General features: G+C 70.1%; 12 protein-coding genes and 1 pseudogene. 10 read left to right on the forward strand and 3 right to left on the reverse strand.

Annotation, left to right across the window (positions count from 1 at the left end; all coding sequences use genetic code 11):
- Positions 1-93: 93 nt before the first annotated feature.
- Complete coding sequence (locus AC07AG_RS09325) at positions 94-2,265, forward strand: 3-hydroxyacyl-CoA dehydrogenase NAD-binding domain-containing protein (RefSeq protein WP_478753411.1); 2,172 nt, start codon at positions 94-96, stop codon at positions 2,263-2,265.
- A 109-nt stretch (positions 2,266-2,374) separates the two neighbouring features.
- On the forward strand, positions 2,375-3,109 hold the full coding sequence (locus AC07AG_RS09330) for a hypothetical protein (protein ID WP_478753413.1): 735 nt from the start codon (positions 2,375-2,377) through the stop codon (positions 3,107-3,109).
- A gap of 21 nt (positions 3,110-3,130) precedes the next feature.
- Here AC07AG_RS09330 and AC07AG_RS09335 read toward each other — a convergent pair whose 3' ends face one another.
- The gene (locus AC07AG_RS09335) at positions 3,131-3,865 is read right to left on the reverse strand and encodes a MerR family transcriptional regulator (protein ID WP_478753961.1); all 735 of its coding nucleotides are present in this window, start codon (positions 3,863-3,865) and stop codon (positions 3,131-3,133) included.
- A gap of 153 nt (positions 3,866-4,018) precedes the next feature.
- On the opposite strand from AC07AG_RS09335, the gene AC07AG_RS09340 reads away from it, so the two are divergent.
- From AC07AG_RS09340 to AC07AG_RS09355, 4 genes are all read left to right on the forward strand, one after another.
- Positions 4,019-5,830, forward strand: a complete 1,812-nt coding sequence (locus AC07AG_RS09340) for an AMP-dependent synthetase/ligase (RefSeq protein ID WP_478753415.1) — start codon at positions 4,019-4,021, stop codon at positions 5,828-5,830.
- 226 nt (positions 5,831-6,056) lie between these two features.
- Positions 6,057-7,514, forward strand: a complete 1,458-nt coding sequence (locus AC07AG_RS09345) for an amino acid permease (protein ID WP_478753417.1) — start codon at positions 6,057-6,059, stop codon at positions 7,512-7,514.
- 191 nt (positions 7,515-7,705) lie between these two features.
- Positions 7,706-8,185 (forward strand): F0F1 ATP synthase subunit B family protein, encoded by a 480-nt coding sequence (locus AC07AG_RS09350; protein WP_478753419.1) that lies wholly within the window; start codon positions 7,706-7,708, stop codon positions 8,183-8,185.
- A gap of 80 nt (positions 8,186-8,265) precedes the next feature.
- Positions 8,266-9,069, forward strand: coding sequence for an alpha/beta fold hydrolase (locus tag AC07AG_RS09355; RefSeq protein WP_478753421.1), 804 nt, complete (start codon positions 8,266-8,268; stop codon positions 9,067-9,069).
- Positions 9,070-9,110: 41 nt separating this feature from the next.
- Here the strand turns inward: AC07AG_RS09355 and AC07AG_RS09360 are convergent.
- Positions 9,111-9,899 (reverse strand): annotated as a pseudogene (locus AC07AG_RS09360) (acyl-CoA dehydrogenase family protein); the annotation flags it as partial.
- Between the two features lie 23 nt (positions 9,900-9,922).
- On the opposite strand from AC07AG_RS09360, the gene AC07AG_RS09365 reads away from it, so the two are divergent.
- Both AC07AG_RS09365 and AC07AG_RS09370 read left to right on the forward strand, forming a co-directional pair.
- Complete coding sequence (locus AC07AG_RS09365; RefSeq protein ID WP_478753422.1) at positions 9,923-10,363, forward strand: oxygenase MpaB family protein; 441 nt, start codon at positions 9,923-9,925, stop codon at positions 10,361-10,363.
- A complete protein-coding gene (locus AC07AG_RS09370; protein ID WP_478753424.1) occupies positions 10,363-11,220 on the forward strand; it encodes an oxygenase MpaB family protein in 858 nt (285 codons plus the stop codon). Before AC07AG_RS09365 ends, AC07AG_RS09370 begins: the two co-directional genes overlap by 1 nt.
- Positions 11,221-11,277: 57 nt before the next feature.
- On the opposite strand, the gene AC07AG_RS09375 is transcribed toward AC07AG_RS09370, so the two are convergent.
- A complete protein-coding gene (locus AC07AG_RS09375; protein ID WP_478753425.1) occupies positions 11,278-12,780 on the reverse strand; it encodes a M1 family metallopeptidase in 1,503 nt (500 codons plus the stop codon).
- Positions 12,781-12,974: 194 nt separating this feature from the next.
- On the opposite strand from AC07AG_RS09375, the gene AC07AG_RS09380 reads away from it, so the two are divergent.
- Positions 12,975-14,936 carry a Xaa-Pro dipeptidyl-peptidase gene (locus tag AC07AG_RS09380; RefSeq protein WP_478753426.1) on the forward strand — a complete coding sequence of 654 codons (1,962 nt, stop codon included), beginning with the start codon at positions 12,975-12,977 and terminating at the stop codon, positions 14,934-14,936.
- Positions 14,933-16,231, forward strand: coding sequence for a M14 family metallopeptidase (locus AC07AG_RS09385; protein WP_478753428.1), 1,299 nt, complete (start codon positions 14,933-14,935; stop codon positions 16,229-16,231). Before AC07AG_RS09380 ends, AC07AG_RS09385 begins: the two co-directional genes overlap by 4 nt.
- Positions 16,232-16,314: the final 83 nt, after the last annotated feature.

The following is a 16,314-nucleotide window of genomic DNA, read 5'->3' on the forward strand; positions in this document are numbered from 1 at the left end:
CCAGCCCCCACCCACCGTCAGTCGGCAAGCAACGGCACAGCCCACCCCAGTAGCCGCCCACCCCGGACGCAACAGACTTCACGGAGACGCACCATGACGCAGAGCTCAACCATCCGCTGGGAACAGGACGACACCGGCGTCGTCACTCTCGTCCTCGACGACCCCAACCAGTCCGCGAACACCATGAACCAGGGGTTCAAGGACTCCATCGCGGCCATCGCCGAGCGCGCGGAGGCCGAGAAGGACTCCATCCGCGGCATCATCTACACCTCCGCCAAGAAGACCTTCTTCGCCGGCGGTGACCTGAAGGACATGATGCAGGCCGGTCCCGAGAACGCGCGCGACGCGTTCGAGGCGGGCGTCGCCATCAAGAGCTCCCTGCGCCGCATCGAGACCCTGGGCAAGCCGGTCGTCGCCGCCATCAACGGCGCGGCCCTCGGCGGCGGTTACGAGATCGCCCTGGCCAGCCACCACCGCGTCGCGCTCGACGCGCCCGGATCCAAGATCGGCCTGCCCGAGGTCACCCTCGGCCTGCTCCCGGCGGGCGGCGGCGTGACCCGCACCGTGCGCCTCATGGGCATCGCGGACGCGCTGCTCAAGGTGCTCCTCCAGGGCACCCAGTACTCCCCGAAGCGCGCCCTGGAGAACGGCCTCGTCCACGAAGTGGCCGCCACCCGCGAGGAGATGATCGAGAAGGCCCGCGCCTTCATCGACGCCAACCCCGAGTCGGCGCAGCCCTGGGACAAGCCCGGCTACCGCATCCCCGGCGGCACCCCGGCCAACCCGAAGTTCGCGGCGAACCTGCCCGCCTTCCCCGCCAACCTCAAGAAGCAGATCAACGGCGCCCCCTACCCCGCCCCGCGCAACATCCTCGCGGCCGCCGTCGAGGGCTCGCAGGTCGACTTCGAGACCGCGCTGACCATCGAGGCCCGGTACTTCACCGAGCTGGTCACCGGGCAGACCGCGAAGAACATGATCCAGGCGTTCTTCTTCGACCTGCAGGCCGTCAACTCCGGCGCCAACCGGCCCAAGGGCATCGAGCCGCGTCCGGTCCGCAAGGCCGCGGTGCTCGGCGCCGGGATGATGGGCGCGGGCATCGCCTACTCCTGTGCTCGCGCGGGCATCGAGGTCGTCCTGAAGGACGTCTCCGCCGAGGCCGCCGCCAAGGGCAAGGCCTACTCCGAGAAGCTGTGCGCCAAGGCGGTGGAGCGGGGGCGTACGACCCAGGAGAAGGCCGACGCGCTGCTCGCCCGCATCACGCCGACCGCCGACCCGCAGGACCTCGCGGGCTGCGACGCCGTGATCGAGGCCGTCTTCGAGGACACCTCGCTCAAGCACAAGGTGTTCCAGGAGATCCAGGACGTCATCGAGCCGGACGCGCTGCTGTGCTCCAACACCTCGACGCTGCCGATCACCCAGCTCGCCGAGGGCGTCACGCGGCCCGTCGACTTCATCGGCCTGCACTTCTTCTCGCCCGTAGACAAGATGCCGCTCGTCGAGATCATCAAGGGTGAGCGCACCGGGGACGAGGCGCTCGCGCGCGCCTTCGATCTCGTACGCCAGATCAGCAAGACGCCGATCGTCGTCAACGACTCGCGCGGCTTCTTCACCTCGCGCGTGATCGGGCACTTCATCAACGAAGGCGTCGCGATGGTCGGCGAGGGCATCGAGCCCGCGTCGATCGAGCAGGCGGCGGCCCAGGCCGGGTACCCGGCGAAGGTCCTCTCCCTGATGGACGAGCTGACCCTCACCCTGCCGCGCAAGATCCGCAACGAGACCAAGCGCGCCGTCGAGGAGGCGGGCGGCACCTGGGCCGGGCACCCCTCGGACTCCGTCATCGACCGCATGGTCGACGAGTTCGAGCGTCCCGGCAGGAGCGGGGGAGCGGGCTTCTACGACTACGTGGACGGCAAGCGCGCCGGCCTGTGGCCGGGCCTGCGCGAGCACTTCACCCAGGCGGGCACACAGATCCCGTTCGAGGACATGCAGGAGCGCATGCTCTTCTCGGAGGCGCTCGACACCGTGCGCCTGGTGGAGGAGGGCGTCCTGACGTCCGTCGCGGACGCCAACATCGGCTCGATCTTCGGCATCGGCTTCCCCGGCTGGACCGGCGGCGTGCTGCAGTACATCAACGGCTACGAAGGCGGCCTGCCCGGGTTCGTGGCCCGCGCGCGTGAGCTGGCCGACCGCTACGGCGACCGGTTCACGCCGCCCGCGCTGCTGGTCGAAAAGGCCGACAAGGGCGAGAAGTTCAGCGACAACTGACGTGAACTGACCCGCTCAGCTGCGGTTCCGCCCCCGTCGGGGGCGGAACCGGGGGCCTCTCCCGCCCGCGTCGTATCCTGCCGTAGATCATGACCACGACAAACGGAGGATGACCGCTGTGCGGTTGACGACTGGGGGAACGACGCGAGCGGTGGGCGTCGGAGTGCTGGTCCTCTCGCTGGCCCTGACGGGCTGCGGGGGAAAGAAGAAGAACAAGAAGCACAAGTCGGGTTCGGGCTCGTCGCACAGCCGCACCATCGGCGGCGCGACGGGCGGCGGATCCGCGGCGAAGGGCGGCGGCTCGCTGAGCGGCGCACAGGACGCCGAGGCGATCCTGCCGCCCGCCGACACCATGCCCGCCGCCCTGCGCAACGTCAGCACGGAGCTGCACAGCCGTGCCAAGGCGCCGTCCGTGTGCAAGGACCCCGGCGGCAAGTGCAGGAACGCCGTCGCCAACGGCCAGGTCGGCTACCACAGCAACGACAAGGGCGAGGGCGCCGGTTACGACGTGATCGTGTACCGCAACGACAGGGCCGCCCAGCGCGCCTTCGCCGCCTGGGACAGCTACGTGCGCCACAACAAGCACGAGCTGAAGGTCCTCGACGGGCCGCGGCTGGGCGCCGACAGCGTCGCCTTCGGGTTCACGCGGCCCGCCGAGAAGAACACCCAGGAGATCGTCATCCTCCAGGGCAAGTTCGTCGGCACGCTCAAGCTCCGTGACAACTCCGGTCCCGCGAACGCCAGGGAGGACCTGAGCGTCCTGGCCGAGGTCTACGCCACGCGGCTGCGGCAGGCCACGCGGGACGAGGCGCCGACCGCCACCGCGGCCAACGTCAAGGTGTAGCAAGGGAGTCGGGGGAGTGGCTCAGCCTTCCGTGAGCCACTCCCGCAGCTCTTCCTTCAAGGACCGCTGGAACGCCGTCACCAGGGCCTGCACCACCATCGGCTGCATATGTGCCGACAGGGACCGCATCGCCGCCACGTGCTCCGGGTCCGACTCCCGCTCGCGGTAGGGGCCCCACACCTCGTCGCGGAAGAGCCGGGACAGCTCGACGGCCGCCGAGCGGGTGTGCTCCATCAGGACCGTGCGCGCCGCCAGGATCGTCTCGTGCGCGATGGGTACGTCGAGCAGCTCCACGCCCAGGCGCAGCAGCCCCGGATCGACGCGGTAGGCCCCCGGGAGCTCCGTCGGCGCGACGACCCCCATCGCCGACAGCCGGTCCAGATCCGCGTCGGTCAGCGAGCGGCCCGCCCTGCGCTCCAGCTCCGCGCGGTCGGTGTCCTCGGCCGAGTCGGGGGCCCAGGAGGCCACCACGGCGCGGTGGATGGCGAGGTCGTGGGCGCTCAGGTCGGGCGGCAGCTGTTCCAGGTACCGCTCGATCGCCGCCAGCGTCATGCCCTGGTGCTGCAGCTCCTCGATGAGACCGAGCCGGGACAGATGCTCCTGGCCGTAGTGACCGACCCGGCGCGGGCCGATCACGGGTGGCGGAAGCAGGCCCTTGGTGCTGTAGAAGCGGATGGTGCGGACGGTGACGCCCGCGCGTGCGGCCAGTTCGTCGACCGTGAGCGTCGGCTCGTCGGTGTCCGACGTCGTCGTCATCGTCATGGCAGCGCTTCGCCTCCCCAGTTGTGCACCGACAGTTGTGCACTGACAGTTGTGCACCGATCAGGTGCAACAGTATTGCTGTCTCACCACTGTTGTGAAAGCGTCCGGCCCAGTCACTTGCTTCGTCGATGACGCCAGGAGGCGGTCATGACCACGATCCTGCGACTCCCCGGGGAACCCGCCGACATCACGCTCCCCGCCCTGCTGCTCCGCAACGCCGAGGACCACGGCGACCGCCCCGCACTCTCCTGGCGTGCCACCCCTGAAGGAGAGTGGACGACGCTGACCTGGTGCGATGCGCGCCGCAAGGTAGCCGTCCTCGCCGCCGGATACGCGGCGCTCGGCGTGCGGCGCGGCGAGCACGTCCTGATGATGATGGGCAACCGCCCCGAACACTGGCTGAGCGATCTCGCCCTCGTGCACCTCGGCGCGGTCCCCGTCACCGTCTACAACACATCGGCCCCGGAACAGATCGCGCACATCGCCCGGCACAGCCGCGCCCGCTTCGCGATCGTCGAGGGAACCCGTGAGCTGGCCCGGTGGGAGCCCCTCCTGACGGACGACACGGCTCCGCTGGAGCGCCTGGTGGTCGTCGAGGCGGCAGAGGCGGGCCCGCACCGCACATACGGCTCCCTGTACGCGACGGGAGGCCGGCTGTTCGACCCGGACGCCTTCGAGAAGGGCTGGCGCGAGTCGCGGGCCGACGATCCGCTGACCGTCGTCTACACCTCGGGCACCACCGGCGACCCCAAGGGCGTCCGCATCACGCACCGCAACGTCGTCCTCAACGCCGTCGCCCTGGACGGCGTCGTCGAGCTCCCCGACTTCGTGGAGCACATCAGCTACCTCCCCTTCGCCCATGTCGCGGAGCGCATGCTCGGCATCTACCTGCCGGTGTTCCGCGTCTCGCACGTCCACCTGTGCGCGGATCCGAACGCCGTGGCCGCGACCGCGCGCGAGCTGCACCCCGCGCAGTTCTTCGGGGTCCCGCGCGTGTGGGAGAAGCTGGCCGCGTCCGTACGGGCCGCGCTCGCGGGGCTGCCCCAGGAGCAGCAGGAGTCCATCGAGACGGCGAACGAGGCGGTACGCGCGCGCGTGGCGTACATGGAACGCGGTGAGGAAGCCCCGGCCGACATCGAGACGGCCTACCGCGAGGCCAAGCAGAACGTCCTCGATCCGCTGCTCTCCCTGGCCGGGTTCGACCGCCTGGTGTGGACGGCGAGCGCGGCGGCGTCCATGCCGATGGACATCGTGCGCTTCTGGTCGGGCTTCGGCCTCGTGATCATGGACGCGTGGGGCCTGACGGAGACGACCGGCGTCGTCACCATCAACACCCCGGCCGGCTTCCGGCTCGGCTCCGTGGGCAAGCCCCTGGAGGGCCTGGAGATCCGCACGGACGACGACGGCGAGATCCTGGTGCGCGGCGCGACCGTCTTCGACGGCTATCTGCTCCCCGACGGAGGTGTCGCGACCGCCTGCGATGCGGACGGCTGGTTCCCCACCGGCGACGTCGGGCGGATCGACGAGGACGGCTACCTCTGGCTCACCGACCGCAAGAAGGAACTGATCGTGACCTCGACGGGCAAGAACGTCTCGCCCGCGCTCGTCGAGAACACCCTCAAGGAGCACCCCCTCATCGGCCAGGCCCTCGTCCACGGCGACGGCCGCTCCTACCTGGTGGCGCTGCTCGTCCTGGACGCCGAGATGGCGCCCGCGTGGGCGGCGGCACGGGGGGTCACGGGCGACCTGCTGGCGAGCGATGCCGTGCGGGAAGAGGTCGCGCGGGCCGTCGAGGCGGCCAACGCGCGCCTCAACCGCACCGAGCAGATCAAGCGGTACCGGCTCCTGGGCGAGGAGTGGGGCCCCGAGACAGGGGAGCTGACACCGTCCCTGAAGCTGCGCCGCAGGGTCATCAGGGAGAAGTACGACGACGCCATCAAGGCGCTCTACGCACCGTGACCCACGGGCCGTGCACCCGCTGATCCATACGCTGTACACCCGGTGATCAGCGGGTGTACACCCCCTGCCCACCATGTGAGAAGTGCCGCTATGTGACGTGCGCCACCGCATGTCGGGCGATCTCTGGGGGAAGGTGTCGCGTCGGTCCACGCACGTCAGGGGTGTCGTGGACCGGAGCACATCCGGACACCGGAGTTTTCCGGGCACCAGAGAGTAGACCCCCCACGTGAGCAAGGAAGCCGTAGACACGGCCGCTGCGGACGCATCCCGCACAGATGCGTCCCAGGCCCCCGCGGACGCGGGCGACGCCGGTTACAGCAAGGACCTCAAGGCCCGTCACGTCAACATGATCGCCATCGGTGGCGCGATCGGAACTGGACTCTTTCTCGGTGCGGGCGGCCGCCTGCACTCCGCGGGCCCCGCGCTCGCCGTCGCGTACCTCGTGTGCGGCATCTTCGCCTTCTTCGTCGTGCGTGCCCTCGGCGAGATGGTCATCTACCGGCCCTCGTCGGGATCGTTCGTCAGTTACGCGCGTGAGTTCCTCGGCGAGAAGGGCGCCTACGTCGCCGGCTGGATGTACTTCGTCAACTGGTCGACCACCGGCATCGCCGACATCACCGCCATCGCGCTCTACACGCACTACTGGAGCTTCTTCACCGACATCCCCCAGTGGGTGCTCGCGCTGATCGCCCTCGCCGTCGTCCTCGTGATCAACCTGATCTCGGTGAAGTACTTCGGCGAGATGGAGTTCTGGTTCGCGATCGTCAAGGTCGCGGCCCTGATCGCCTTCATGCTGATCGGCATCTTCCTGCTGGTCACCCAGCACGACGTCGGCGGCCAGACGCCGGGCCTGAGCGTGATCACCGACAACGGCGGCTTCCTGCCGCACGGCATCATGCCGGTCGTGATCGTCATGCAGGGCGTCGTCTTCGCGTACGCCTCGCTGGAGCTGGTCGGCGTCGCGGCCGGCGAGACCGCCGACCCGCAGAAGGTCGTCCCGCGCGCGGTGAACTCCATCATGTGGCGCGTGGGCCTCTTCTACGTCGGCTCGGTCGTCCTGCTCGCGCTGCTGCTGCCCGGGTCGGTGTACTCGGCGGACCAGAGCCCGTTCGTGACGGTCCTGTCCAAGATCGGCGTCCCGGCGGCCGGTGACGTGATGAACCTGGTGGTCCTCACGGCGGCGCTGTCGTCGCTGAACTCGGGCCTGTACTCCACGGGCCGCATCCTGCGCTCGATGGCGATGGCGGGTTCGGCGCCGAAGTTCACCGCGCGGATGAACAAGAGCCAGGTCCCCTACGGCGGCATCCTGCTCACCTCCGCGGTGTGCGTGCTCGGCGTCGGCCTGAACTTCCTCATGCCGAGCCAGGCCTTCGAGATCGTCCTGAACGTGGCGTCCCTCGGCATCATCAGCACCTGGGTGATCATCATGATCTGTCACCTGGCGTTCGTCCGCCGCGCCAAGGAGGGCCTGATCACCCGGCCCGGCTTCCGGCTCCCCGGCAGCCCGGTCACGGAGATCGTCACGATCGCCTTCCTGCTGGCCGTGCTCGGCCTGATGTGGAAGGACCCCGAGATCGGCCGCAAGACGCTCTACCTCATCCCGATCATCGGGGCGGCGCTCGTCGCCGGCTGGTACGGGATCCGCCGCAACGTGGACCGTGAGGCCGCGGGCCTCACGAAGTAGCCGAATGAAGTAGCCGAAGCAGCACCTGAAGCGACGGCCCGAGACGGTGGCGTCGCCCCGGAGACCACATGTCCCCGGGGCGGCGCCACCGCTTCGTTCGGCCGGTTCGTTCGGCCGGAACGTGGCGGGCATCACTCAACTGCCGTGCAGATGCGCGTTGTTGCGCACTGATGAGCGGGTAGATCGACGGCATGCAGCTCATTCCTATGCCGCTGGGGCCGATCAATCCGGAAGTCGAGCACCTCGCCGTCGGAGCCGTGCTGTTCGGCTCCCTCTACCTCTTCATCAGGCGCATGATCCTCCGCGTCAACCGTGTGCTCGAAGTGCGCGACACGATCCTCGAAGGGGTCGCCGGGGGGCCGGCGGCGGAACTGCGGAGCGAGGCCGAGCGCGTAGCCGCCGACCGGGAGGCGACGCTGGCCGAGGCTCGTCACGAGGCCGCACTGGTGCGGCAGCGAGCCCGGGAGGAAGGCGCGGCCCTGATCGCCGCCGCCCGTGCGGAGGGCGTCCGCGAACGCGACGAGGTGCTGACGGGCGGCAGGGTCGCGATCGAGGCCGAGCGCGCCTCCGCGGGTGCCGAACTGCGCGGCCACGTAGCGGAGTTGGCGTCCGGCCTGGCGAGCAGGATCGTGGGGGAGCCGGTCGCTGCGGGGACGGGTTCCGGCCGCTAGGGGGACGCTTTCGCGTCCCACCGGGGGCCGTGCGGCCCACCGGTCTGGCGCCCCGGGCGGCCTCGCGGCAGGCTCGCACCATGGAACTCATGGTGCCGGTCAAGGACGGCGAGCTCTGGGCGCACGACTCGGGAGAGCCGGGAGGCGCGAGCGGCCCGGGTGGTGACGCGCTGCCGCTGGTGCTGCTGCATCCGGGAGTGGCGGACTCCCGCGTCTGGGACGGAATCCTGCCGCGCCTCGCTCAGGAGCGCCGGGTCATCCGCTACGACGCGCGGGGGTACGGCAGGTCTCCCGCCCCCACCGCGGCGTTCTCGCTCGTCGAGGACCTGACCGCGGTCCTCGACCACTTCGACGTCGCGCGGGCGTTCCTCGTCGGATCGAGCATGGGCGGCACCACGGCCATCGGCCTCGCGCTCGCCGACCCCGCCAGGGTGGCCGGGCTCGCCCTGCTGGTCCCCGGCATCACCGGCAACCCGGACTTCCTCATGGGGGAGTTCACGGCCGAGGTGGGCCGTCTCGCCCAGGCGGGCGACATGGACGGCATCGCGGCCCTGGTGAGGCGCACGTCGGCCGCCGCGGGGACCGGGGACGACTCCGAGGTGCAGGTGCTCATCGAGGCGGTGATCCCGTCCTGGTTCGCCGTCCATCCCCACCAGGTGCCCGACCCGCCCGCCTTCGGCCGGCTCGGCGAGCTGGACGTGCCGTGCGTGCTCGCCCTGGGGGAGCGGGACGACCCCGAGGTGATCCGCTGCAACGAGGAGATGGCGGCACGCATCCCGGGCTGCCGCCTCGTGCGGCTGCGGGACAGCGACCACTTCCCGACCCTGCGCGAGCCCGACGCGGTCGTGGACATCGTCCGGGAGGCGTACGCAGCCGCGCGATAGGCGCGGCAGCGGGGGAAGTCGGGAGTTTCAGCCGACGGCTCTCACAGGCCGTAGCTCTTCCCGATGATGTCCCGCTGGATCTCACTGGTGCCGCCGTACACCGTCGACACCACCGCGGCCCGCAGATGCCGCTCCATGTCGTACTCGGTCGCGTAGCCGTAACCGCCCATCATCTGCATGCCCTCCAGCGCCGCATGCTTCGCCGTCTCGGTGGCCTTCAGCTTGGCCATCGAGGCCTCGCGCGGGAAGAGGCGCTCCGGCTCGGCGTCGCACCGCGCCGCCACGTCGAAGACGAGCAGCCGCGCGCACTCGATCTCCGTCGCCAGGTCCGCGATGCGGTGCCGCAGCGCCTGGAACGAGCCGACCGGACGCCCGAACTGCTCGCGCCCGCGCACATACGTGAGCGTGTCGTCGAGGATCCGCTCGGCGAGTCCCAGCATGTTCGCCGCCAGGAAGAGCCGCTCCGCGTCGAGCCCCGCCATCAGCTGCGGCCACGCCTTGCCCTCGACGCCCACCACCGCGTCCGCGGGCAGCCGTACGTCCGTGAAGTGGACGTCGTTGACCTCGCGGCCGCCCATCGTGGAGATGCCCCGGATCTCGATCCCCGGTGTGTCCGCGGGGACATGGAACATCGTCAGGCCCTCGTGCCTGGGGCCGCTCGCGTCCGTGCGCGCGACCAGGAGGATGTACGACGCCAGATGAGCGTTGGAGATCCAGGTCTTGTGCCCATTGATCAACCACCCATCGTCCGCCGCCCGTTCGGCACGGCACCGCAGCGCCGCCACGTCCGACCCGGCGTCCGGCTCCGACATCGCGATGGAGAGCACCTGCGTACTACCAGGAGATGCGGGACGTGGGGCGCGTATGGGGGCTCAAGGAGCACCATCTCCCGCCGGACTGGGCGGCGTTCTGCGCGTACTACGACGAGATGGTGCGCGAGCGCCTTGAGCTGAACCAGTCGGTGCGTGACGTGCTCGACGAGCTGGCGCGCCCGCAGAAGCCGCCGGTGCGGTGGATCCCGTCCCTGCTCTGGCGGCCCTTCGCGGCACTGTCGGCGCAATACGCGCTGCTCGTGAACGTGGGCACGCTGCCGCCGGTGCTCCGTGAGCGGCTCGGCCTGGCCTGGACCCCGCGCCAGGAGCGCGCACTGCGCCGCGTCGCACGGCTCGTACGGATCGCGATGGCGCTGGTGCCGCCGCCCCTGCGGATCGCGTTGACCATGGCCGTCGCATACTGGAACACACACAAACCGGGCACCGACCGGCGGGCCCGCCGACCCCTGGGAGCCGTGTGATGCCAAGCCGCAGCCAGGCTCCCGAGCCGCCACCGCCCGGCGGGATCCTGTGGGACATCGCGGGCGACGTCCGCGCCCTGCTCGCCCTGCCCGCCGCCCTGACGATGCAGGTCGCGCACCCCGCGGTGGGCGCCGGCGTCGACACGTACTCCGTCTTCCGCACCGACCCGTGGGGGCGCGGCGAGCGGTCGCTGCGGTCGCTGCAGACCTGGGTGTACGGCGGGGAGAGCGCGGCCGAGGAGGGCCGCAGGCTGCGCGCCCTGCACCAGCACATCCGGGGCACGGACGCGCACGGCCGCGACTACCACGCGCTGACGCCCGCCTACTACGCGTGGGTCCACGCCACCGGCTTCCCCGTCTACCACCACGCCCAGAAGTACCTGGGCCGCCCCTTCACCGAGGCGCAGGAGCGGCAGCTGTACGCGGAGTGGCTGCAGGTCGGCCGGATCCTCGGCATCCACGACCGCGACATGCCGCAGTCGATCGAGGAGTTCTGGCCGTACTACGCGAAGGTCCTGGCCGACGAGCTGGAGGAGACGGAGGTCGTCCGCGACCTCGTCGCCACGGACCGCCCGGTCCCGCCACCGGACCGCGGCCCCTACCTGCTCCGGGTGACCCTGCGCACCCTGTGGCCCCTGCTCCTGCCGCCGCTGGCCCGCTTCCGCCGCTTCATCACGATCGGCCTGATGCCGCCGGACGCGAGGTCGGCCATAGGCCTCCCGTGGACGGCGGCCCAGGAACGGAGGCTGCGCCGCTTCGGCAGGGTCGTGCGCACGGTGGTCCCACGCCTGCCGGAACGCCTCCGCTACCTGCCGCCGGCGTACGAGGCACGGCACCGCGCCCACCCATCCGATTGACGCCGGGTCATCAGGTGGGTGGGCGGGAACCATCCGCCGCGAAGCGGCGGCTCAGTATCAGTGACCGTGGTCGTGCACACCGTTCGTCGCGGCGATCGACTTCCACGACTTCGGCTTGGCGGCCGAACCCGCGGCGGAGGACCGAGCGATACCCGCCCCCTTCGCGGCGGGCGCATCCGGCCGGGAGGGCTGGAAGAGCCACGCATCGAACAGCGCGGCGAGAGGCTTCCCGGACACCTTCTCCGCGTACTTCACGAAGTCACTCACCTTCGCGTTCCCATACGCATGCTGCTTCGGCCACCCCTTCAAGATCGCCGAGAAGGACTTCTCGCCGATCTCGTTGCGCAGCGCCTGCAGGGCCAGCGCCCCGCGGTCGTACACAGCGATGTCGAACTGGTTCTCCGGACCCGGGTCGCCCGGCTTGACCTTCCAGAACGGGTCGTCGGCCGGGTGCTGGGCGTACACGTAGTCGGCCAGCTCCTGCGCCGTACCCTCACCCTCCTTCTCCGACCACAGCCACTGGCTGTAGCGCGCGAAGCCCTCGTTGATCCAGATGTCCTTCCAGCCGTCGACCGACACGCTGTCGCCGTACCACTGGTGGGCCAGCTCGTGCACCACGACGGAGACGTTGGACCCGTTCGCGAACTGCTTCGGGCTGTAGAACGGCCGCGTCTGCGTCTCCAGGGCGAAGCCGCTCGTCACGTTCGGGACGTATCCGCCGAGCGCGTTGAAGGGGTACTTGCCGAAGACCGTCTCCAGCCACTCCGTGACCTCGACCGACCGCTCGATGCTCGCCCGCGCGGCCCCCGCGTTGTCGCCGAGGTCCTTGCTGTAGGCGTTCAGGACGGGCAGGCCGTCCGCGGTCTTGTCGGTCGTGATGTCGAACTTGCCGACGGCGAGCGTCGTCAGATAGCTGGCCTGCGGCTTGTTCGAGCGCCAGTTGAAGCGCGTCCATCCCAGCTTCGAACTCTGCGACTGCAGCACGCCGTTGGAGATCGCCTGCGAGCCGTCCGGCACGGAGACCGAGACGTCGTACGTCGCCTTGTCGAGCGGGTGGTCGTTGGACGGGTACCACCAGGCGGCCGACTCAGGCTCCTGCGCGGCCACGCCGCCGTCCGGCGTACGCGCCCACGCGGTGAAGCCGTTGATCTTCACCTCGGACGGCTTGCCCGCGTACCGCACGACGACGGTGATCGGCGTGCCCTTGGGCAGGCCGGCCGCCGGAGTGATCTCCAGCTCCTGCTCGCCGGACTTCTTGAAGGTGGCCTTCTTGCCGTTGACACGCACCTCGCTGACCTTCAGGCCGAGGTCGAGGTTGAAGCGGGAAAGAGCCTGCGTCGTGGTGGCGTTGATGGTCGCCGTGCCTTCGAGCAGGTCGGTCTTCGGCTGGTACTTCAGCCGCAGGTCGTAGTGCGAGACGTCGTAGCCGCCGTTGCCGCTCGCCGGGTAATAGGGATCGCCGATTCCCGGGGCCCCGGGCGTGAAGTCGGCGGCCGAAGCCGGGATCGCCAGCAGCAGAGAGGCCGCGAGCGCGCCAGGGGCGATGAGTCTGCGGTGCACAAGAGCTCCAAGTCGTAGGGGCACTTCGGTAGATGGGTCGACCATATTGAGCCCCGGGGCCACGCGTCATGTCCATGGTCGCTGCTGTCACACGATCGCCATTCGGCCGACATGTGCCAAAACGCCCCATGAGCCTGTCGTCGGCACGTACGGCCCTCTGTCGCGAGGGAGTTGACCGGTGTACCTTCCGCGCCATGCCGATACGTGCGCGACGCACACGCTTGATCATCAGACCACTGGTGACGGCGGCCCTTGCCGCCCTCCTGGCCACTCTCGTGGCCCCGGGAGCAGCCCAAGGGGCGCCGAGCGCCCCACGTGAGAGCAAGCCCGTCTACTCGTACGAGAGCGCGGTCCGCGAGTCCGTCTGGGTCGACACGAAGATCGACGGTGACGGCGACGGGAAGTCCGACCGCGTCGCCGTCGACATCGTCCGGCCCCGCGAACCGGCTCAGCAGGGCCGGAAGATACCCGTGATCATGGACGCAAGCCCGTACTACTCCTGCTGCGGGCGCGGCAACGAGAGCCAGAAGAAGACGTACGACGCGGACGGCAACCCCGTCCAGTTCCCGCTCTACTACGACAACTACTTCGTGCCCCGCGGCTATGGATTCGTCGCCGTCGACCTCGCGGGGACGAACCGCTCCGACGGCTGTGTGGACGTCGGCGGCCGCTCCGACGTCCAGTCCGCCAAGGCCGTCGTCGACTGGCTCAACGGCCGCGCCCGCGGCTACACCACCCGCACCGGAGGCAAGAACGCCAAGGCGTCCTGGACGAACGGCGCCACCGGCATGATCGGCAAGAGCTACGACGGCACCGTCGCCAACGGCGTGGCCGCCACCGGCGTCAAGGGCCTGAAGACGATCGTCCCGATCGGCGCGATCTCCTCCTGGTACGACTACTACTTCGCCAAGGGCGCCCCGCTCTACGACAGCGGCCCCGACTGGCTCTCGGACTACGTGGAGAGCCCCGAGGCGCGGGCCCGCTGCGGCGCCGTACAGAAACGACTTGTCGACGAAGCGCCCCGCACCGGCGACTGGACCCGGCTGTGGAGCGAGCGCGACCACACACCGGACGCGGACAAGGTGCGCGCCAGCGTCTTCGCCGTGCACGGCATGCAGGACCTGAACGTCCGGATGAAGCACTTCGGCCAGTGGTGGGACGCGCTCGCCGACGAGGGCGTCGACCGCAAGGTCTGGCTGAGCCAGACCGGCCACGTCGACCCCTTCGACTTCCGCCGCGGCGACTGGGTTCGCACCCTGCACCGCTGGTTCGACCACGAGCTCCTCGGCTACGACAACGGCATCGACCGCGAGCCGATGGCCGACATCGAGCGCGCCCCCGGGCAGTGGAGCACCGACCGCGTCTGGCCCCCGCGCGCCACGGACACGGTGAAGCTGCGCCCCGGCAAGGGAACTTCACCCGGCGTCGGCACCCTCGGCACACGCCCCGGGACCGGCAGCGAGACCTTCACCGACGACCCGAAGCTGAGCGAGACCGACTGGGCCGCGCAGATCGACACCTCCACCCCGTCGAAGGCCGGGTTCGTCAGCAAGCCCCTGGGGCGTGACCTGCGCCTCTCCGGCTCCTCGGAGGTGACGGTCACCGCGACCCCGACCACCCGCACCGCCCACCTCTCCGCGGTCCTCGTCGACCTCGGCCCCGCGACCATCCGCGACTACGCGAGCGCGGGCGAGGGCATCACCACGCTCCCCGAACGCACCTGCTGGGGCCCGAGCACCAGCGGTGACAGCTCCTGCTTCAAGGAGACGGCGGCGAAGACCACCGACGTCGACTACACGGTCTTCAGCCGCGGCTGGGCCGACCTCGGCAACTGGGCCGACGACCACCAGGGCCGCCCCCTCACGCCGGGCAGGCCGCACACCATCACCCTCGACCTCGCCGCGAGCGACCACGTCGTACCGAAGGGGCACCGCCTCGCGTTGATCGTCGCGGGCACGGACAAGGACCTGATCGATCCCCCCGCCGACACCCCGACCCTCGCGATCGACCTGTCCCGCACGTCGGCGAAGGTCCCGCTGGTCGGCGGCGCCGGCGCGTTCCGCACCTCCGAGACCGTCACCCCCCGCGAGTCCCGTCTCGACGGCGTGGCCCCGCCGCGTCCGTTCCGCCCCGTACCGGGAGGTAGCACCTCATGAGACCCCGCACCGGCCTCACGCCCCGCGTCCGCACCCTGGCGCTCGCCTGTGCCGCAGCCGCGCTCGCCGCACCGCTCCTGACCGTGCCCGCGCAGGCGACGCCGACCCCGCCCCGCACCGGATTCGAGGAGACCAACGGCGCGCGCTGGACCAGCCAGCCCGAGGAGCAGAAGTTCCTCGCCGCGATCGACAGGTCGACCGACCGGGTCTCGGTCGCCCGCATCGGCACCACCAAGCAGGACCGGCCCGTCCAGCTCGTCCGCATCGGCGAACGCCCCACGAAGAACACCGTGTTGCTGATCTGCAGCCAGCACGGCGACGAGCCGTCGGGCCGCGACGCGTGTCTGTCGACGATCCGCGACCTGGCGTACGCGAAGGACAGGAAGACCCGGAAGTTCCTCTCGCGCACCACGCTCCTCGTCGTCCCGACCGCCAACCCGGACGGCCGCGCGGCCGACACCCGCGGCAACTCCGACGGCGTCGACATCAACCGCGACCACATCTCCCTGCAGACCGCGGAGGCCCGCGCCATGGCCGCCGTCATCCGCGACCGGCAGCCGGACTCCATCTACGACCTGCACGAGTACGGGGCGACCCCCAAGTACTACGAAAAGGACCTGTTCGACCTGTGGCCGCGCAACCTCAACACCGACGAGGCGGTGCACGGCGAGGCGAAGACCCTCTCGGAGGCGTATGTCAGGCCCGCCGCCAACAAGTCCGGATACACGACGGGAACGTACGGAATCTGGACCGATCCCGTGACCGGTGACCCGATCAAGCAGACCGCGGGCGACGGCCAGGAGCGCATCCTGCGCAACGTCTCCGGCATCAAGCACGCCGCGGGCCTGCTCATCGAGAGCCGCGTCGACCCGCTCACCGACGCGGAGAAGAAGGACGAGGCGCTGAACAACCGGCGCCGCGTGGAGTCCCAACTCTCCGCGCTGGGAGGCCTGTTCGCCTACGCCGACGAGCGTCGCGGCCAACTGGAGGCAGCCACCGGCGCGGCCCGCCTCGAAGGGTTCCGCGACCGGGGGCCCATCTATCTCGGCGGCGCGGACAACGACCCCGCCGAGCCGTCCGAAGTGATCCAGGATCCGCCCTGCGGCTACCGGCTCGACGCCGCACAGTACGGCGGCATCAAGGACGAACTCGCCCTGCACGGAGTGAAGGTCAAGAAGGAGGGAAAGGGCGCCTACGTACCGATGAGGCAATCCGCTCGTTCGCTCGTACCGTTGCTTCTCGACGAGCGCGCTCCCTATCACCTGGTCACAGGTTCACCCGACACCGACTGTTGAGTGGTTGATAGGTGCGTCACATGTGGTACTGGGTAGCGGACCACAGAGTTTGTACGAATGCGAAACCGTGAGAGGTGTGCTTG

It is taken from the genome of Streptomyces sp. NPDC044044 (genome assembly GCF_056434405.1).

Coding starts and splice junctions, on each gene's coding strand:
- AC07AG_RS09325 (WP_478753411.1), top strand. CDS start 94: ATGACGCAGAGCTCAACCATCCGCTGGGAACAGGACGACACCGGCGTC.
- AC07AG_RS09330 (WP_478753413.1), top strand. CDS start 2,375: ATGACCGCTGTGCGGTTGACGACTGGGGGAACGACGCGAGCGGTGGGC.
- AC07AG_RS09335 (WP_478753961.1), bottom strand. CDS start 3,865: ATGACGACGACGTCGGACACCGACGAGCCGACGCTCACGGTCGACGAA.
- AC07AG_RS09340 (WP_478753415.1), top strand. CDS start 4,019: ATGACCACGATCCTGCGACTCCCCGGGGAACCCGCCGACATCACGCTC.
- AC07AG_RS09350 (WP_478753419.1), top strand. CDS start 7,706: ATGCAGCTCATTCCTATGCCGCTGGGGCCGATCAATCCGGAAGTCGAG.
- AC07AG_RS09355 (WP_478753421.1), top strand. CDS start 8,266: ATGGAACTCATGGTGCCGGTCAAGGACGGCGAGCTCTGGGCGCACGAC.
- AC07AG_RS09370 (WP_478753424.1), top strand. CDS start 10,363: ATGCCAAGCCGCAGCCAGGCTCCCGAGCCGCCACCGCCCGGCGGGATC.
- AC07AG_RS09380 (WP_478753426.1), top strand. CDS start 12,975: ATGCCGATACGTGCGCGACGCACACGCTTGATCATCAGACCACTGGTG.
- AC07AG_RS09385 (WP_478753428.1), top strand. CDS start 14,933: ATGAGACCCCGCACCGGCCTCACGCCCCGCGTCCGCACCCTGGCGCTC.